The 17639-nt window shown below is 60.6% G+C and carries 16 protein-coding genes and 2 tRNA genes; 11 read left to right on the top strand and 7 right to left on the bottom strand.

All coding sequences use genetic code 11. The annotated features are described in order from the left end of the window. Positions 1-31 precede the first annotated feature (31 nt). Positions 32-2275 (bottom strand): ribonuclease R, encoded by a 2244-nt coding sequence (gene rnr / locus B9Z47_RS12220; RefSeq protein ID WP_108331525.1) that lies wholly within the window; start codon positions 2273-2275, stop codon positions 32-34. 51 nt (positions 2276-2326) lie between these two features. Between rnr and B9Z47_RS12225 the strand changes: the two genes are divergently transcribed. Together B9Z47_RS12225 and B9Z47_RS12230 are read left to right on the top strand one after the other, a co-directional pair. Then, positions 2327-2411 (top strand) — tRNA-Leu (locus B9Z47_RS12225). A gap of 154 nt (positions 2412-2565) precedes the next feature. Then, positions 2566-2650: transfer RNA gene (locus B9Z47_RS12230), tRNA-Leu, on the top strand. A gap of 171 nt (positions 2651-2821) precedes the next feature. Here the strand turns inward: B9Z47_RS12230 and rimO are convergent. Next, positions 2822-4219: a 30S ribosomal protein S12 methylthiotransferase RimO gene (rimO, locus tag B9Z47_RS12235; protein ID WP_108331526.1), complete on the bottom strand. Its 1398-nt coding sequence runs from the start codon at positions 4217-4219 to the stop codon at positions 2822-2824. 57 nt (positions 4220-4276) lie between these two features. Further along, entirely contained in the window at positions 4277-4828 is a 552-nt protein-coding gene (gene phaR, locus B9Z47_RS12240; protein ID WP_108331622.1) for a polyhydroxyalkanoate synthesis repressor PhaR, read from the bottom strand. Positions 4829-5039: 211 nt separating this feature from the next. On the opposite strand from phaR, the gene B9Z47_RS12245 reads away from it, so the two are divergent. The 9 genes from B9Z47_RS12245 to tolA are packed head-to-tail and all read left to right on the top strand — an operon-like array spanning position 5040 to position 11590. Further along, entirely contained in the window at positions 5040-5678 is a 639-nt protein-coding gene (locus tag B9Z47_RS12245; RefSeq protein ID WP_108331527.1) for a riboflavin synthase, read from the top strand. After that, a complete protein-coding gene (gene ribBA / locus B9Z47_RS12250; RefSeq protein ID WP_108331528.1) occupies positions 5675-6802 on the top strand; it encodes a bifunctional 3,4-dihydroxy-2-butanone-4-phosphate synthase/GTP cyclohydrolase II in 1128 nt (375 codons plus the stop codon). The genes B9Z47_RS12245 and ribBA overlap by 4 nt, the downstream gene beginning before the upstream one ends. A 2-nt stretch (positions 6803-6804) precedes the next feature. Beyond that, the gene (ribH, locus tag B9Z47_RS12255; RefSeq protein ID WP_108331529.1) at positions 6805-7311 is read left to right on the top strand and encodes a 6,7-dimethyl-8-ribityllumazine synthase; all 507 of its coding nucleotides are present in this window, start codon (positions 6805-6807) and stop codon (positions 7309-7311) included. Beyond that, the gene (gene nusB / locus B9Z47_RS12260; RefSeq protein WP_108331530.1) at positions 7311-7835 is read left to right on the top strand and encodes a transcription antitermination factor NusB; all 525 of its coding nucleotides are present in this window, start codon (positions 7311-7313) and stop codon (positions 7833-7835) included. Before ribH ends, nusB begins: the two co-directional genes overlap by 1 nt. 16 nt (positions 7836-7851) lie before the next feature. Beyond that, the gene (locus tag B9Z47_RS12265; protein WP_108331531.1) at positions 7852-9039 is read left to right on the top strand and encodes a pyridoxal phosphate-dependent aminotransferase; all 1188 of its coding nucleotides are present in this window, start codon (positions 7852-7854) and stop codon (positions 9037-9039) included. Beyond that, positions 9036-9476 carry a YbgC/FadM family acyl-CoA thioesterase gene (locus B9Z47_RS12270; RefSeq protein WP_108331532.1) on the top strand — a complete coding sequence of 147 codons (441 nt, stop codon included), beginning with the start codon at positions 9036-9038 and terminating at the stop codon, positions 9474-9476. The genes B9Z47_RS12265 and B9Z47_RS12270 overlap by 4 nt, the downstream gene beginning before the upstream one ends. After that, positions 9473-10180, top strand: coding sequence for a protein TolQ (gene tolQ / locus B9Z47_RS12275; RefSeq protein WP_108331533.1), 708 nt, complete (start codon positions 9473-9475; stop codon positions 10178-10180). The genes B9Z47_RS12270 and tolQ overlap by 4 nt, the downstream gene beginning before the upstream one ends. An 11-nt stretch (positions 10181-10191) precedes the next feature. Further along, the gene (locus tag B9Z47_RS12280) at positions 10192-10611 is read left to right on the top strand and encodes a biopolymer transporter ExbD (protein WP_108331534.1); all 420 of its coding nucleotides are present in this window, start codon (positions 10192-10194) and stop codon (positions 10609-10611) included. 10 nt (positions 10612-10621) lie between these two features. Beyond that, positions 10622-11590, top strand: a complete 969-nt coding sequence (gene tolA / locus B9Z47_RS12285; RefSeq protein WP_108331535.1) for a cell envelope integrity protein TolA — start codon at positions 10622-10624, stop codon at positions 11588-11590. Positions 11591-11680: 90 nt separating this feature from the next. Here the strand turns inward: tolA and dnaE are convergent, their stop codons facing one another. The 4 genes from dnaE to B9Z47_RS12305 all read right to left on the bottom strand — a co-directional run bounded on the left by dnaE (position 11681) and on the right by B9Z47_RS12305 (position 17510). Then, on the bottom strand, positions 11681-15208 hold the full coding sequence (gene dnaE, locus B9Z47_RS12290; protein WP_108331536.1) for a DNA polymerase III subunit alpha: 3528 nt from the start codon (positions 15206-15208) through the stop codon (positions 11681-11683). 138 nt (positions 15209-15346) lie between these two features. Next, positions 15347-16042, bottom strand: a complete 696-nt coding sequence (locus B9Z47_RS12295; protein WP_108331537.1) for a DUF599 domain-containing protein — start codon at positions 16040-16042, stop codon at positions 15347-15349. Positions 16043-16164: 122 nt separating this feature from the next. Continuing rightward, a complete protein-coding gene (locus B9Z47_RS12300; protein WP_108331538.1) occupies positions 16165-16698 on the bottom strand; it encodes a flavodoxin family protein in 534 nt (177 codons plus the stop codon). Positions 16699-16796: 98 nt separating this feature from the next. Continuing rightward, complete coding sequence (locus B9Z47_RS12305) at positions 16797-17510, bottom strand: pirin family protein (protein WP_108331623.1); 714 nt, start codon at positions 17508-17510, stop codon at positions 16797-16799. Between the last annotated feature and the right edge of the window lie 129 nt (positions 17511-17639).

Genomic DNA, 17639 nt, shown 5'->3' on the forward strand with positions numbered 1-17639 from the left:
GGCCTCAACACAGAGCCTGGCCTGAACCGCCTCAGCGCCGGGGCTTGGTGGTTCTGGCACCCTTTTTCTTGGCGGCCGCTTTTTTCACCGAAGCCTTGAGGGCCTGAATGGGCGGGCGATTGCGTTCTGCATCGGCCAGGCGACGGTCTTGAACGCCCCGCTTTTTGTCTCGCCCGCCTTCAGTCGGTGCCGACACGCCTTTGTCGCGCATCGCACGCGGCACCAAATCGTCACCTGCTGTCACCAGCCGGAAGTCGATCTTGCGCCCGTCCAGGTCCACCCGGCTGACCTGCACCTGTACCCGGCTGCCAATGGCGTACCGGATGCCCGTGCGCTCGCCTCGCAACTCCTGGCGCAACTCGTCGAAGCGGAAATACTCCCCCCCCAGCTCGGTGATGTGCACCAGCCCTTCCACATACAAAGTGTCCAAGGTCACAAAGATGCCGAAGCTGGTGGCCGCAGACACCACGCCGCTGTATTCCTCGCCCAAATGCTCGCGCATGTACTTGCACTTGAGCCAGGCTTCCACATCGCGGCTGGCCTCGTCGGCCCGGCGTTCGTTGGCGCTGCAGTGCAGACCCGCGGCCTCCCAGGCGCGCTGATCGGCGGCCGACATGCGCACGCGTGGTGCAGACGACTCGGGCGCATCGCCCTTGGCCGCGCGGCTTTTCTCCAGCCGTTTGCTCAGCTTGGCATGCGCCTCGCCCGGCACGGGCAAGCTGGGCAAAGTGTATTTACGGTCCAACAAAATCGCCTTGATGACCCGGTGCACCAGCAAATCCGGGTAGCGCCGGATCGGGCTGGTGAAATGGGTGTAGGCCTCATAGGCCAAACCAAAGTGCCCGCTGTTAACCGGGGTGTAAATGGCCTGCTGCATCGAGCGCAGCAGCATGGTGTGGATCTGCTGCGCGTCCGGGCGGTCCTTGGTCGCGAGCGCGATTTTCTGGAACTCGCTGGTGTGCGGCTCGTCGCTAATGCTCATGCCCAGACCCAGCGCCTTGAGGTAATTGCGCAGGATGTCTTTCTTCTCGGCCGTGGGGCCTTCGTGCACCCGGAACAAGCCGGGGTGCTTGCCCTGCTGGATGAAGTCAGCGCTGCAGACGTTGGCCGCCAGCATGGCTTCTTCAATCAATCGGTGCGCTTCGTTGCGCACACGCGGCACGATCTTTTCAATCCGTCCGCTCTCATCGCACACGATTTGCGTTTCGGTGGTTTCAAAATCCACAGCGCCGCGCACCGCACGCGAAGCCAGCAAGGCTTTGTACACGTCCTGCAAATTCATCAGGTCGGTCACACGCTCCTTGCGTTTGGCCGCCTCCGGCCCACGGGTGTTGGCCAAGATCGCCGCCACCTCGGTGTAGGTGAAGCGCGCATGACTGTGCATCACCGCCGGGTAAAACTGATAGGCGTGCACATCGCCCTTGGCATTGACCAGCATGTCGCACACCATGCACAAACGGTCCACATCGGGGTTGAGCGAGCACAGGCCGTTGGACAGCTTTTCGGGCAGCATGGGGATCACGCGGCGCGGAAAGTACACGCTGGTGGCCCGGTCGTAGGCATCAATGTCAATCGCGCTGCCGGTTTGCACATAGTGGCTCACGTCGGCGATCGCCACCAGCAAACGCCAACCCTTGCCACGGCCGACCTTGGCCGGTTCGCAATACACGGCGTCGTCAAAGTCGCGGGCGTCTTCACCGTCAATCGTGACCAAGGGCACATCGCGCAAATCGACCCGGTCCTTGCGGTCCTTGGCCAGCACCTTGTCGGGCAGGCCTTTGGCCTGGTCAATGCAATCGGCCGAGAACTCGTGCGGCACGCTGTATTTGCGCACGGCAATCTCGATCTCCATGCCCGGATCATCAATTTCGCCCAGAACTTCTTTCACACGGCCCACCGGCTGTCCAAACAAGGCAGGCGGCTCGGTCAACTCGACCACCACCACCTGACCAGGCTTGGCCGTACCGGTCGCCCCTTTGGGAATCATCACGTCCTGGCCGTAACGCTTGTCTTCGGGTGCCACCAGCCACAAACCTCCCTCGTGCAGCAAGCGACCGATGATGGGCTGCTCAGGGCGCTCGACAATCTCAACAATGCGGCCCTCGGGTCGGCCCTTGCGGTCCTGGCGCACGATGCGCACCTTGACGCGGTCCTTGTGCAGCACAGCACGCATCTCGTTGGGCGACAGGTAAATGTCCGACTCGCCGTCTTCGCGAATCAGAAAGCCATGGCCATCGCGGTGACCTTGCACCTGGCCTTCGATTTCGTCCAGCATCCCGCTGGTTGGAGCTAATTTTTTAATATACAATCCTTGGATTCCTGAGATGCCCAGATGGCGGAATTGGTAGACGCACTAGTTTCAGGTACTAGCGAGTAACATCGTGGAGGTTCGAGTCCTCTTCTGGGCACCATCTTAAACAAATAAGAAGAACAAAAAGCCGATGACTGCAAGTCATCGGCTTTTTTCTTATGGCGCATTTGGACCATGGCAAAAATTTTGAACATTTCTTCCAGCGCGCCCAAAGAAGCGACTTGAACCCCCTATAATTCATTTCACCCTGAGGCGCCCAGATGGCGGAATTGGTAGACGCACTAGTTTCAGGTACTAGCGAGTAACATCGTGGAGGTTCGAGTCCTCTTCTGGGCACCAAGCTTATCGAATCAGATAAGTTAAAAAAACGATAAGCCGTTGATTGCACATCAACGGCTTTTTTGTTGCCGGTAACACCATTCGTGAAGCCCAAAGTCGGCGCATCCAAATCCGAAACCACAAGGCATCGCAGGGCAGCCCGAAGGCTGCTCGGCGTCGTACCAGACACCTTCAAACAGGCACCCCCACCAAATCGTGGCCTTCTACGCGCACGATGCGCGCACGCGTGAACTCACCCACTTTGAGGGTTTTGCTGAGCTTCTCCGGAGGCGACAAACGCACCACACCATCGATCTCAGGGGCATCACCAAAGCTGCGCCCAACCCCGCCGCGCCGGCCCATGGCTGGTGCACTGTCGACCAATACCTGCAAGGTTGAACCCACACGCTGGTGCAAACGGGCAATCGACACCTCTTCAGCCACCGCCATGAAACGGGCACGGCGCTCCTCGCGCAGCGCCTCAGGCAACATGCCCGGCAACTCGTTGGCCGTGGCACCTTTAACAGGGCTGTAGGCAAAGCAACCTGCCCGGTCAATTTGCGCTTCGCGCAAAAAGCCCAGCAAGTGCTCAAATTCTTCTTCGGTCTCACCCGGGAAACCGGCGATGAAGGTGCTGCGGATGACCAGCTCGGGGCACAGCTCGCGCCAGCGCTGGATGCGCTCCAGATTTTTCTCACCACTGGCCGGACGCTTCATGCGCTTGAGCACATCGGGGTGACTGTGCTGAAAAGGCACATCCAGATACGGCAACACCAAGCCCTGCGCCATCAAGGGAATGATGTCGTCCACACTCGGATAGGGGTAAACGTAGTGCAAACGCACCCAGGCGTCGTGCTCGCGGGCCATCTCGCCCAGCGTCTGCACCAGCTCCAGCATGCGGGTCTTGACCGGCTTGCCATCCCAAAAACCCGTGCGGTATTTCACATCCACGCCATAGGCCGAGGTGTCCTGGCTGATGACCAACAGCTCTTTCACGCCGCCCTCAAACAAAGCCTTGGCCTCTTTCAGCACATCGCCAATCGGACGCGAGACCAAGTCGCCGCGCATGGACGGGATGATGCAAAACGTACAGCGGTGGTTGCAGCCTTCGCTGATCTTCAAATAGGCATAGTGGCGCGGGGTGAGCTTGAGGCCCGCCTCACCAAAACCGCCGGGCACCAGATCCAGAAACGGGTCGTGGGGCTTGGGCAAGTGGGTGTGCACCGCGTCCATCACCTCCTGGGTGGCGTGCGGGCCGGTCACGGCCAGCACACTGGGGTGCATTTCCAGCACCATGTTGCCACCGCCCTCGCCTGTTTTGGCCCCCAGGCAGCCAGTCACGATCACTTTGCCGTTCTCGCTCAGGGCCTCGGCAATCGTGTCCAGACTTTCCTTGATGGCCTCGTCAATGAAGCCGCAGGTGTTGACGATGACCAGGTCAGCGCCTTCAAAAGTTTTGGAAGTTTGGTAACCCTCTGCGCTCAGTTGCGTCAGGATCAGTTCGGAATCGGTCAGCGCCTTGGGGCAGCCCAGGCTGACAAAACCCACTTTGGGGGTGGGAAGGGGTGCAGTTGCAATCATTTCACTCATCCTCGCATTGTCCCCGCAAAAACCACTGCCTTGTGACAAAAGGGCATGAAGCCTCCTTCAGGACCGCAAACCCAGAACGCCCAGCATCTGCTCCGTGTTCTTCTGGATTTGCTTTTGCATCTGTTCCTGCATCTGAGCCATGACATTTTGGGAAGGATTGGCCAGCCCGGAAAACATGTTTTGCATCAGCGGCGTCTGCCACTGCATGAACTGCGCCCAGACCTCGGGGCTCAAAGCGGGACTGGACTCACCTAACTTGTTTTGCCAGTCCATAAAAGACTGAACATGGCTCTCCAAGTAAGACCCCATGTGCCCCTGCATGGCATGACCGTAAAAGCGGATGATGTTGGACAAGACCGCCTCGCTGAACATCGGCACCCCCGCGGATTCCTCTTCAAGAATGATCTGCAGCAAAATCGACCGCGTCAAATCGTCCCCCGTTTTGGCGTCCAGAACCACCAATGGAGAAGCGGCCATGACCAGTTTCTTGATTTCAGCCAGCGTGACATAGGCGGAGGTTTGCGTGTCGTACAAGCGCCTGTTGGGATATTTTTTGATCGTCCGAAGCGTGCCAAGTTTGGCCGAACCGGCATCTTGAACTGACTTGATCGACTTGGCTGAGGGCTTGACCGGCAATGAGAACTCCTGGTGACAGACTGAAATTGAGAAATCTGTTGCAATGCAACATTCTAGGCACACCGTCAGTCTGCGCGCGCCTTGGTTTACCCTGATGGGCCTGCATGGTGCATGGAGGTGCCCGTCAACGCTTTTTTTGGCAAGTCCCCCGATTAACCCTCATTACCTGCGAAAATACACAGCTATGTTCACCGGAATCATCACCGGCGTGGGGCGAATCGTCGCCATTCACGACCTGGGTCGCTCTTTACAACACGGCAAGCGCCTCACCATCGAGGCCCCGGCCGGGTACCTTGACGATGTGGGCCTGGGCGACAGCATCGCCCTCAACGGCGCTTGCATGACCGTCACCACCTTCAGCCCCGAGAGCCGACAGTTCACCATAGACATCTCGGCCGAATCGTTGGACAAAACCAGCGGCTTGGACCAACAAGGCACCGTCAACCTCGAAAAAGCGCTGCGCGCCAACGACCGACTGGGCGGGCACATTGTCTCCGGCCACGTCGACGGCGTGGGCCAAATCAGCCATTTTGAGCAAATCGGTGAAAGTTGGGAGCTGCGCATTTTGGCGCCGCATGCCTTGGCCAAATACCTCGCCTACAAAGGCTCGATCACCGTCAACGGCGTGAGCCTGACGGTGAACAAGGTGGCCGATCTGGTCGATGGCTGCGAGATCAGCATCAACCTGATCCCGCACACCGTGGACAACACCGCCCTCGGCAGCCTCAAAGCTGGCAGCCGGGTCAACCTCGAAATCGACACCGTGGCCCGCTATGTTGAGCGCATGCTCAGCCTGGACACCACACAACAGGACAAGCCATGAACGCCCCCGCGCAACTGACCCCCGTGGCGATCTCGCCCGTTGAAGAGATCGTGGCCGAGATGAAAGCCGGTCGCATCGTGATCCTGGTCGACGAAGAAGACCGCGAAAACGAAGGCGATCTGGTGCTGGCGTCTGACCACGTCACGCCCGAAGCCATCAACTTCATGGCCCGCTTTGGCCGGGGCCTGATTTGCCTGACGCTCACCCGTGAGCGCTGCGAATTCTTGAAGCTCCCCCCCATGGCCGCCCGCAACGGCACCGTCTACAGCACCGCCTTCACCGTGTCCATTGAGGCGGCCGAAGGCGTGACCACCGGCATCTCAGCTGCCGACCGCGCCAAAACCGTGCAAGTGGCCGTGGCCAAAAATGCCGTGCCGACCGACCTGGTCCAGCCCGGTCACATCTTCCCCCTGCAAGCGGTGGACGGCGGCGTGCTCATGCGCGCTGGCCACACCGAAGCCGGTTGCGATCTGGCCGCCATGGCCGGTTGCAGCGCCTCGTCCGTGATCTGCGAGATCATGAAAGACGACGGCACCATGGCCCGTCTGCCCGATCTGCAGATCTTCGCGGCCGAACACGGCCTCAAAATCGGCACCATCGCCGACCTGATCCAATACCGCAGCCGCAACGAATCGTTGGTCGAGCGCATTGGCAGCCGCACACTGCTAACTGCGCACGGCGAATTCACAGCCCACGCGTTTCGAGACCAACCCAGCCAAACCGTGCACCTGGCCTTGGTCAAAGGCCAATGGTCAGCGGATGCCGAAGTGGCTGTGCGCGTGCACGAGCCACTGTCGGTGCTGGATGCGCTGGAAGTCAACCGTTCCATGCACTCCTGGAGCCTGGACACCAGCTTGCAATACATCAATACCCAAGGCTGCGGCGTGGCCGTGCTGCTCAACTGCGGCGAGTCAGCCAACCAATTGCTGGCCCAGTTTGAAGGCCGCGCCCGCTCGGCGCAAGCGCCCGAGCGCGGCAAGATGGACCTGCGCACCTACGGCGTGGGCGCGCAAATTTTGCGCGAATGCGGCGTGCACAAAATGCGCCTCATGGGCAACCCGCGCCGCATGCCCAGCATGACCGGCTACGGCCTCGAAATCACCGCTTACATCCCCAAGGAATAAACATGCTCGAAGCCAACAAAGGTCAAGCCGAAGAACTCGACGGCCAATTTCTGCACATCGGCATCGTGCAAGCCCGCTTCAACGAAGACATCACCAACGCCCTGGCCAAGGCCTGCATCGAAGAGCTGCAAGCCCTGGGCGTGACCAGCATCGACCACGTCATGGTGCCCGGCGCTCTGGAAGTGCCCGTGGCCCTGCAAGCCATGGCCGAGCGCGCTGAATACGACGCGCTGATCGCGCTGGGCTGCATCATCCGTGGCGAAACCTACCACTTCGAGCTGGTGGCCAACGAATCAGGCGCAGGCGTGAGCCGCGTGGCACTCGACTACAACCTGCCGATCGCCAATGCGATTTTGACCACAGAAAACCTGGAGCAAGCCATCGTGCGCCAGACCGAAAAAGGCCGCGACGCTGCGCGTGTGGCGGTTGAGATGGCCTGCATCATGGACGACCTGGCCGCAGACATGGCCGAGCTGGCCGACGAACTCGATGACGAAGAGACTGCGTGATGACCGACGAATCCAGCACAACGGGCTCATCCACCGAGAGTGCCAAGCCTGCAGCAGCCGGTACGCGCAAATCATCGGCAAAACCCGCCCGCAGCCGCTCGCGCGAATTTGCCTTGCAAGCGCTGTACCAGCACATCGTGGGGCGCAATGAAGCGTCAGACATCGATGTCTTCACCCGTGATTTATCGGGCTTTCACAAAGCCGACTCGGCCCATTACGACGCCCTGCTCTACGGCTGCACCGAACAAGCGCAGGCGCTGGACGCCTTGATTGGACCCAAACTCGACCGCAGCTTTGCCGAAATTTCGCCCATTGAGCGGGCCATCATGTGGATCGGCGTTTATGAAATGCAACACTGCCTGGACGTGCCGTGGCGCGTGGTGCTGAACGAGTGCATCGAGCTGGCCAAGGACTTTGGCGGCACCGACGGCCACAAGTATGTGAACGCCGTACTGGGTGGCCTGGCCCCCGAGCTGCGCAGCGCCGAAGTGCAAGCCGACCGCCAGTCCGGTCGCGCCAAATGAAGGTGTGTTGAGCGCCATGCGCATCTCAGAGCGCGCCGAGCGCATCGAGCCATTTTGGGTCATGGAAGTGGCCAAAGCCGCTTCGCAAAAAGCCCGCCAGGTCGCGCACACCGACCGACCCGTGGTGTTTTTGAACATCGGCGAACCCGACTTCACCGCCCCGCCCCGGGTGCAACAAGCCGCGCAGGCCATCATCGCATCCGGCCAAACCCAATACACCCCCGCGCTGGGCCTGGACGCCCTGCGCCAAGCCATCAGCGGCTGGTACGCGCAGCGCTTTGGCGTGCAAGTGCCTGCCAGCCGCATTGTGGTCACGGCGGGTGCATCGGCGGCGCTGCAACTGGCTTGTCTTGCGCTCATCGACCGGGGCGATGAAATCCTCATGCCCGACCCGAGCTACCCCTGCAACCGGCACTTTGTGAGCGCGGCAGAAGGCACTGCCGTGCTGGTGCCGACCACGGCCGAAGAGCGTTTTCAATTGAGCGCCGCCAAAGTGGCCGCAGCCTGGGGCGCCAAAACCCGTGGCGTTTTGCTGGCTTCGCCCTCCAACCCCACGGGCACATCGATTGATCCGGCCGAGCTGGCCCGCATTCTTGACGTTGTGCGCAGCCGTGGCGGCATTACCCTGATCGACGAAATCTACCTGGGCCTGAGCCACGACGACCAGTTCGGCCAAAGCGCCTTGGCTTTGGGTGACGATGTCATCAGCATCAACAGCTTCAGCAAATACTTCAACATGACCGGCTGGCGCCTGGGCTGGCTGGTGGTGCCCGAGCAACTCACACCCGTGCTGGAGCGCCTGGCACAAAACCTGTTCATTTGCGCCAGCACCGTGGCGCAACAGGCGGCACTGGCCTGCTTTGAACCCGATAGCCTGGCCGAATACGAACGCCGCCGCGCCGAGTTCAAAGCCCGGCGCGACTACTTCATCCCGGCCCTGAACGCGCTGGGCCTGAACGTGCCCGTGGCCCCGGATGGCGCGTTTTACGCCTGGGCCGACTGCAGCGCCGCCTGCCAAAAGCTGGGCCTCAAAGACAGCTGGGACTTTGCCTTTGCCGCGCTGGAACACGCCCATGTGGCCATCACGCCCGGACGCGACTTTGGCACCGACCAGACGGCCCGCTTTGTGCGCTTTTCCACCGCCAACTCGATGGCCGAGCTGCAAACCGCCATCGCCCGCCTGAAAGCCTGGTTGCAGCCATGAACAGCAGCAACCTGAGCCCCAGCATTTTTGAACACCCCATCCGCATCTATTGGGAAGACACCGACGCGGGCGGCATCGTGTTTTATGCCAACTACCTCAAGTTCTTTGAGCGGGCCCGCACCGAATGGTTGCGGACTCTCGGCTTTGGGCAGCAGGCGTTGCGCGACGAATCGGGCGGCATGTTTGTGGTGAGTGAAACCGCCGTCAAATACCACTCCCCTGCCCGCCTGGACGACACGCTGGTCGTGACCGCCGAGCTGCAAAGCGGCGGCAAAGCCAGCCTGACCATTGCCCAGCGTGCCTACCTGCGCACAGCGGGCCAAACCCCAACAACCGACCGACTGCTGGCCGAAGGCACCATCCGCCTGGGCTGGGTCAACAGCACCACATTGAAACCCGGCCGCATTCCGGTCGCCGTTCTGGAAGCCCTGAAATGAACCAAGACATGTCCATCATCTCGCTGCTGCTGCACGCCAGCTTTGTGGTCCAGCTGGTGGTGCTCATTTTGCTGGGCATCTCGGTGGCCAGCTGGGCCGCCATCGTGCGCAAACTCGGTGCCATCAAGCGCATCAAAAATCTGAACGATGAGTTTGAGCGGGTATTTTGGTCCGGCACCAGCCTCAACGAGCTGTTCAACGCGGCCAGCCAGAACGCCAAAATCTCCGGCCCCATGGAACGCATTTTTGCCAGCGGCATGCGCGAGTACCAAAAACTGCGCGAACGCCGCATCAGCGATGCCGGCACCCTGCTCGACGGCGCACGCCGTGCCATGCGCGCCAGCTTCCAGCGTGAAATGGACGTGGCCGAATCGCAACTGGCCTTCCTGGCCTCGGTCGGCTCCATCTCGCCCTATGTGGGTTTGTTTGGCACCGTGTGGGGCATCATGCACGCCTTCACGGGCCTCGCCAGCTTGCAGCAAGTGACCCTGGCCACCGTGGCCCCCGGCATTGCCGAAGCGCTGGTGGCCACCGCCATTGGCCTGTTTGCAGCCATCCCTGCGGTGCTCGCCTACAACCGGTTTTCGCACGATGTGGACCGCATCGCCATCAAGCTGGAGACCTTCATTGAAGAGTTCTCCAACATCTTGCAGCGCAGCCTGGGCGCAACGGGTGCCGCCAGCGGCTCCGCCTCGGGCCATTGAAGGAGCGCTCTATGCCTGCCACTTCATCTCGGGGACGCGGTCGGCGCACCATCGCCGAAATCAACATGGTGCCCTTCATCGACGTGATGCTGGTGCTGTTGATCATTTTCATGGTCACCGCCCCCATGATCACCCCCAGCATGGTCGACCTGCCCAGCGTGGGCAAGGCGGCCAAACAGCCCGACAAAGTCGTTCAAGTGGTGATTCAGAAGGACGAGCGGCTGGAGCTGGTGAGCGAGGGCAAAACCGATCGTGCCAGCCTGAGCACCGTGGCCGCCAGCGTCAAGCGTCTGGTGGGTGAGCAGGCCAACACCGCCGTGGTCATCAGTGCCGACCGAAGTGTGAAATACGAAACCGTGGTCAAGGTCATGGACAGCCTGCAACGTTCAGGCATTGCCCGTGTGGGCCTGTCGGTTCAGCTGGCTCCCTGAAGGATCGGGTTTGAACGCCAAGTCAGCCCCGCATCTGGAGTTTGCCCCGCCAGCCCCGCCGGGGCAGCAGCGTGCCTGGCTGATTGCGGGCCTCGCGCACTTGGTGCTGTTCATGGCTTTGGGCTTGGCCACGGCCTGGAAAACACAACCGCAGACCGTGCAAGCCGAAGCCGAGCTGTGGTCGGCCATCCCGCAAGCCGCAGCCCCAAGGCGACAAGAACCGCCACCGGTGCCGCAGCCCGAACCGCAACCGGCACCTGAACCCAAACCAGTCAAACCTGTCAAACCCACCCCACCGCCACCGCCTGCACCCGATCTGGCGCAAGAGCGTCTTGACGCCCAAATCGCACTCGAAAAGAAAAAGCAGCAAGACAAGAAAAAAGAAGAGCAAAAAGCGGCAGAACTCCAACGCAAGGCACTCGAAAAGCAGAAAAAAGAAGCTCAGGAAAAAGCCGACAAGCAAGCTGCGGCCAAAGAGAAAAAAGAACTGGCCGAAAAAGCGCTTGAGAAGAAAAAAGCCACCGAAAAAGCCAAGGCTGAGCTGGACGAAAAAAAGCGCAAGCAGGAACAAAGTCAAAAAGCAGCCCAGGCCAAAGCCGACGATGCCCAGGCCGACGCCCTGCGCAAGGAAAACCTGCAGCGGATGCAAGGCATGGCCGGGGCGTCTGGCGGCCCCAACGCCAGCGGTGCTGCACTTAAATCATCAGGCCCATCGGCCAGCTATGCAGGCCGCCTGATTGGCCGCATCAAGCCCAACATCACCTACCCCGGTGACGTGGTGGGCAATGTCCGTGCAGAGGTGGAGGTACGGGTCGCCCCGGACGGCACTATCCAGAGTCGGCGCATCGTTCAATCGAGCGGTAACAAAACCTGGGACGATGCGGTTCTGCGCGCCATAGACAAAACCGAAATCCTGCCCAAGGACACCGATGGCCGAGTACCGCCCTTGATTGTGTTGGGCTTCAGGCCACTGGACTGAATGGAGCCCCCCCTGAAAAGCCGCCTCAGACCATGGGGTCTGGAGGGGCTGACGCACCAAAGGCAAGTGGTCTGAGCGGCTGGGTCGGCATCACTCGTAGACGATACGAGCCTGCCCCTGATCGGCCTGTGCCATCCAGCTGGCCAGGGCCGCGTCCGAGGGGAAGAACTGTGCGGCCTCGCCCAGCGCCAACTCGGCGCGGGCAGCCAGCGCCTCGGTGCGCCGCTCCAGCACCAAGCGCACGGGCAAGCCGCGCACCAGATCACCTTGCTCCGTCTGCTCGCGTTGCGCAGGGAACTCCTTGACGATGCGGGCAATGTCGGGCGCGCGGCCGTTCACCGCCACGCGCAGGTACTTGCCATAACGGCACCGGGCAGCGCCCAAGTCCATGATTTGTTCCATCTTCAAGCGGAAACCGCCCGAGAAACGGTCGGCCTGCATCTTGGCCGTGACAATGATCAGTTCGTCGTCTTTCAGCAAATGCTTGGCCGAGTTGATCAGGGCTTCGTCGGCGGTGGCTTCCATCACGCCCGATTTGTCGTCGAGCTTGAAAATCGCGACCTTGCCACGTTGGCCGTTGATGATGCGCAAGTCGCTCACGATGCCCGCCATCAGCTGCGGCTCGCGGCTGTCGATCAGGTCGTCGATTTTGCGGCGCGCAAACTGGCGCACTTCTCGCTCCACCGCGTCAAACAAATGGCCAGACAGGAAGAAGCCCACAGCGGTTTTTTCCAGCAGCAAGCGTTCTTTGATGCCCCAAGGCATGACCTCCACCAGATCGGGCTCTTGCGTGCTGGAGCCGTGCGAGTCGTCGCCCAGCATGTCAAACAGGCCCCCTTGGTTGGCATTGGCCACGGTGGCTGCGGCAAATTCAAAGGCCTTGTCGATGCTGGCTGACAAGGCGGCGCGGTTCATGTGCAGCGAGTCAAAAGCCCCGGCCTTGATGAGCGCGTCCACCGTGCGTTTGTTGATGCGGGTGCGGTCCACGCGCACGGCGAAATCAAACAGGCTGGTGAAAGGGCCCCCTTCGTTGCGGGCTGCCACGATCGCCTCGATCGCCTGCTGGCCCGTGCCCTTGACGGCCCCCAAGCCATAACGAATGATCTTGTCGGTCACCGGCTCAAAGCGGTGGGTGCCCCGGTTCACATCCGGCGGATCAAAACGGATGCCGAACTTCAAGGCGTCTTCATAAAGCACCTTGAGCTTGTCGGTGTCGTCCATTTCCACCGTCATGTTGGCGCAAAAGAACTCGGCGGTGTAGTGCACCTTGAGCCAGCCGGTGTGGTACGCCAGCAAAGAGTAAGCCGCAGCGTGCGACTTGTTGAAGCCGTAACCCGCAAATTTTTCCATCAGGTCAAAGACCTCGTCGGCCTTGTCCTGCGGGATGCCGTGGGTGGCCAAAGCGCCTGCGCGGAACTTCTCGCGGTGCTCGGCCATCTCTTCGGCCTTTTTCTTGCCCATGGCACGGCGCAGCAAGTCGGCACCACCGAGCGAGTAGCCGCCCAGAATCTGCGCCGTCTGCATCACCTGCTCTTGGTAAACCATGATGCCGTAGGTCTCCGACAGCATCTCGGCCACCGCAGGGTGCGGGTATTCCACCTCTTCGCGCCCGTGCTTGCGCGCCACAAAGCTGGGGATCAGGTCCATAGGCCCCGGGCGGTACAGCGCGTTCAGCGCGATCAGGTCTTCCAGGCGGCTCGGGCGGGCGTCGCGCAGCATGCCCTGCATGCCACGGCTTTCAAACTGGAACACGGCCTCGGTCTTGCCGTCCGAAAACAACTTGTAAGTCGGCGTGTCGTCCAGCGGGATGTTTTCAAAGGCGAAGTTCTCCTGGCCTTTGTGCCGCTTCATGATGAATTCGCGGGCGATCTCCAGAATCGTCAGCGTGGCCAGGCCCAAGAAGTCGAACTTCACCAGGCCTGCGGCCTCCACGTCGTCCTTGTCGTACTGGCTGACTGCCGATTCACTGCCCGGCTGCTGGTAAAGCGGGCAAAAGTCGGTCAGCTTCCCCGGCGCGATCAACACGCCCCCGGCGTGCATGCCGATGTTGCGCGTCATGCCTTCGAGCTTTTGCGCCAGCTCGATCAGGGTCTTCACATCCTCTTCGCGCTCGATGCGCTCGGCCAGGATCGGCTCCATGGCGATCGCGTAGTTGTTTTTGTCGCCCTCTTTGGGCGTGGCCGGCGGGTATTGCAGCGTGACCGACATGCCCGGCTTGTTGGGGATCAGCTTGCTGATGCCGTCGCAAAACATGTAGCTCATGTCCAGCACACGGCCCACGTCACGGATGGCCGCACGCGCGGCCATGGTGCCGAAGGTGGCGATCTGGCTGACCGCGTCGCGGCCGTATTTGTCCTTCACATAATCGATCACCCGGTCGCGGTTGCCCTGGCAAAAGTCGATATCGAAGTCGGGCATCGACACCCGCTCGGGGTTCAAAAAACGCTCGAACAGCAGGCTGTATTGCAGCGGGTCCAGGTCGGTGATTTTGAGCGCGTAGGCCACCAGCGAGCCGGCACCCGAACCCCGTCCCGGCCCGACCGGGCAGCCATTGGCCTTGGCCCACTGGATGAAGTCACCCACGATCAGGAAGTAGCCCGGGAAACCCATTTTCAAAATGGTGCCCAGCTCAAACTCCAGGCGCTCCACATAGCGCGGGCGCTCGACATCGCGTTTGGCCACATCGGGGTACAGGTGCGCCAGGCGCACCTCCAGGCCTTCAAACGAGACGTGCCGGAAATAGTCGTCTACCGACATCACCACGCCATTGACCGGCGGGATCGGGAAATTGGGCAGCTGCGGCTTGCCCAGCACCAGGGTCAGGTTGCAGCGTTTGGCGATTTCCAGGGTGTTGGCAATGGCACTGGGCACATCGGCAAACAGCGCGCACATCTGCTCGGCCGACTTGAAATACTGCTCACGGCTGAAGCGGCGCACCCGGCGCGGATTGGCCAGGATTTCGCCTTCGGAAATGCAGACGCGGGCTTCGTGTGCTTCATAGTCGTCGGGCGTCAGGAACTGCACCGGATGCGTGGCCACCACCGGTAAATGCAAACGCGCGGCCAGTGCCACCGCGCCAGCCACCTGCGGCTCGTCTTCCGGACGGCCTGCGCGTTGCAGCTCGAGATAGAAACGGTGCGGAAAAATCGAGCCCAACTGCAGGGCTACATCGGCGGCTTTGTCCTTGTCGCCCTGAACGATGGCCTGCCCAACCGGACCGGCCTGGGCACCCGACAACAAAATCAAGCCCTCGGAAAGCTCTTTGAGCCAGGCGAGTTTGACGACGGCGACGCCTTTGGACACGTTTTTCGTCCAGGCCCTGGCCAGCAACTCGCAAATGTTCAGATAACCTTGGTGGCTTTGCACCAAAAGGCTGACACGGCTCATGACCCCGACGTCGCCGCCCAGACCTTCCAGATTGATTTCAGCGCCCAAAATAGGCTTGACGCCTTTGCCTCGGCCTTCTTTGTAAAACTTCACCGCGCCAAACAGGTTGTTGAGATCCGTGACCGCCAATGCGGGTTGACCATTTTTGGCAGCGGTTTTAACCACCTCGTCAATGCGGCAAGTGGAGTCAACAACGGAGAATTCGGTATGGAGGCGAAGGTGAACGAACATGGCCCCATTGTAGAAGGCGAGAGGGACTGAAACCGTCCAATGGGCGGGTGTTTTGACGCTCAGGCCGCGATTTGAAGCACCGCTTTCGGCCCGCCAGGTGCTGCTGGTGCCCCATGGCTGCGGGGCCCGGGCAGCCTGTCAGTCGCGCAGCACCTGCAACACATCCGAGCGAAACTCGCGCCCATACAGGATCAGCACCACCAAGGCCGTGCCCAGCAGCAAAGCCAAGGGAGAAAAGAACCAAGCCATGGCAGCAAACGAAAAGTAATACGCCCGCAAACCATCGTTGAAGGTCTCCGCCGCAGCGCTCACCAGGTTACCGGCACGCTCTGCGAAGTGCTGCCGGTCAAACCGCTGATCGGTGAATTCCTGAGGCGGGGGCATCGCGCCGATGACCAAGGCGACAAAGGTGTATTGGCGCATGGACCAGGAAAAGCGGAAGAAGGCATACACGAAGATGCCCACCAGCACCAGAATTTTGAACTCAAACACCAGCATGGGCGTAGGCTGCGCGAACGGGATCTCACGCACCAGTTCGGCCGCCTTGTCGGTGGTCCCCAACAGGGCAAACAAACCGCCGATGATGATGATGCTGGTTGAAGAAAAAAACGCCGGCGTTTGCGACAGGTTTTGCGTGATCAACCCGTCCAGCATGCGTGGATCACGGGCCGTGGCCTGCATCATCCACAGTTGGCGGTAGCGGTTGGTGGTGGCGATCAGGCTTTGGTCTCGCAGGCCGCGCACTTTGGCCAACCAAGCGTAACCCACCCACATGGCAAAAAAAGAAACAAGCGCCAGCCAATCGGCCCAAGGCAGCATGGTGATGATTTTCATGCCCCGATCCTAGCAAGTGGAGTGCCTGCCTCGGTTGAACGCAGACAAATCCCAATGAAAAAAGCCAGGACGCTGGCCATCGTCCTGGCTGAAGATGGGCGTGGGGCCCACCCCCATCAAAATCAGCCGCGCAGCTTGGCAGCCACAGCGGCCACGCGCTCACCGTAGGCTTTGGCGGTGTCCAGGTCGCCCTGAGGGATGTCTTCGGCCGGGCTGGTCGGTCCAACCTGGGCCATCAGGCCGGAGTTGGAGCCGATGCGGTTGATGGTGCCGTCGTTCATGGCGGGCTGCCCCACCCAGATCATGCCGTTTTGCATGGCCAAGGTGATGAAGTACTGAATGGTCGACAACTTGTCGCCGCTGGGGCTGGCCGAAATGGTGAAACCGCCTGCAACCTTGTCTTTCCAGGCGCTGGTGAACCAGCGCTTGGAGGTGGCATCGGCAAACTTCTTGAACTGCCACGAAGCCATGCCCATGTAAGTGGGCGAGCCAAAGATGATGGCGTCGGCGGCGTCCAGCGCTGCCCAATCGGCCTCGGTGATGTTACCGTCAGCGTCGATGGTGACAGATTGGGCATTTGCGCCTTGTGCCACGAACTGGGCCACGCGCTGGGTGTGGCCGTAGCCGGAATGGAAAACAACAACAGTTTTAGCCATGAGAAAGCTCCTTGAAAAAAGTCAGAAGGTTGAGGGAAAAAAGAGGTTCCCGCTGTCGCGAGAATCACAAAAAACGTCGAACGCCCCGGCCATGAGCATCAGGCCGCCAGGTCAAACACCAGCACTTCGGCATCTTGCCCGTGCGCCAGCGTCAGAGCGGTTTCGGCTTGCAACATGGCCGCATCGCCCGCTGCGAGGGTTTGGCCGTTGACCTGCAAAGCACCGCGCACCAGAAACACATACGCCTTGCGCTCGGGGTTCAGGGCCAGGGTGGCAGTTTCAGCGCCATCCAGCAAACCGGCATAAATGCGGGCGTCGGCGTGGATTGTGACGGTGTGCGCTGCCCCATCAGGTGCCGCTTCGGGCGCTGCCACCAGGGCCAACTGACCGCGCTTAGCGCTTTGCGGCACGGTTTTTTGCTCGTAACCGGGGTCAATGCCGGTCACATTGGGCTCGATCCATATTTGCAAAAAGTGGGTTTCTTGACCTTGCGCGTGGTTGAACTCGCTGTGGCGCACCCCGCTGCCCGCGCTCATGCGTTGCACATCGCCGGGGGGAATGCCCTTGACATTGCCCATGCTGTCCTGGTGGGCCAAATTGCCCGACAGCACATAGCTGATGATTTCCATGTCGCGGTGACCGTGCGTGCCAAAACCGGTGCCCGGTGCGATGCGGTCTTCGTTGATGACCCGCAGATTGCCCCATCCCATGTGGGCCTGATCGAAATAATTGGCAAAAGAAAAGCTGTGAAACGACTTCAGCCAGCCGTGGTCGGCATAGCCGCGTTCGGCAGATTTGCGCAGGGTGAGCATGGTTTTCTCCTTGTCAGCGGTTGGCGGCACAGGCCACAAACCATGGCTGAACTTTAACCATCACCCTGGTTCGCATCGTTGCCCTCATTTGCTGTCATCATTCAAAATGATTGAATGATATGAGGCCTA

The sequence above is a fragment of the Limnohabitans sp. 2KL-1 genome (assembly GCF_003063435.1).
Classification (GTDB): domain Bacteria; phylum Pseudomonadota; class Gammaproteobacteria; order Burkholderiales; family Burkholderiaceae_C; genus Limnohabitans_A.

Coding starts and splice junctions, on each gene's coding strand:
- rnr (WP_108331525.1), bottom strand. CDS start 2,275: ATGCTGGACGAAATCGAAGGCCAGGTGCAAGGTCACCGCGATGGCCAT.
- rimO (WP_108331526.1), bottom strand. CDS start 4,219: ATGAGTGAAATGATTGCAACTGCACCCCTTCCCACCCCCAAAGTGGGT.
- B9Z47_RS12245 (WP_108331527.1), top strand. CDS start 5,040: ATGTTCACCGGAATCATCACCGGCGTGGGGCGAATCGTCGCCATTCAC.
- ribBA (WP_108331528.1), top strand. CDS start 5,675: ATGAACGCCCCCGCGCAACTGACCCCCGTGGCGATCTCGCCCGTTGAA.
- ribH (WP_108331529.1), top strand. CDS start 6,805: ATGCTCGAAGCCAACAAAGGTCAAGCCGAAGAACTCGACGGCCAATTT.
- nusB (WP_108331530.1), top strand. CDS start 7,311: ATGACCGACGAATCCAGCACAACGGGCTCATCCACCGAGAGTGCCAAG.
- B9Z47_RS12265 (WP_108331531.1), top strand. CDS start 7,852: ATGCGCATCTCAGAGCGCGCCGAGCGCATCGAGCCATTTTGGGTCATG.
- B9Z47_RS12270 (WP_108331532.1), top strand. CDS start 9,036: ATGAACAGCAGCAACCTGAGCCCCAGCATTTTTGAACACCCCATCCGC.
- tolQ (WP_108331533.1), top strand. CDS start 9,473: ATGAACCAAGACATGTCCATCATCTCGCTGCTGCTGCACGCCAGCTTT.
- B9Z47_RS12280 (WP_108331534.1), top strand. CDS start 10,192: ATGCCTGCCACTTCATCTCGGGGACGCGGTCGGCGCACCATCGCCGAA.
- dnaE (WP_108331536.1), bottom strand. CDS start 15,208: ATGTTCGTTCACCTTCGCCTCCATACCGAATTCTCCGTTGTTGACTCC.
- B9Z47_RS12295 (WP_108331537.1), bottom strand. CDS start 16,042: ATGAAAATCATCACCATGCTGCCTTGGGCCGATTGGCTGGCGCTTGTT.
- B9Z47_RS12300 (WP_108331538.1), bottom strand. CDS start 16,698: ATGGCTAAAACTGTTGTTGTTTTCCATTCCGGCTACGGCCACACCCAG.
- B9Z47_RS12305 (WP_108331623.1), bottom strand. CDS start 17,510: ATGCTCACCCTGCGCAAATCTGCCGAACGCGGCTATGCCGACCACGGC.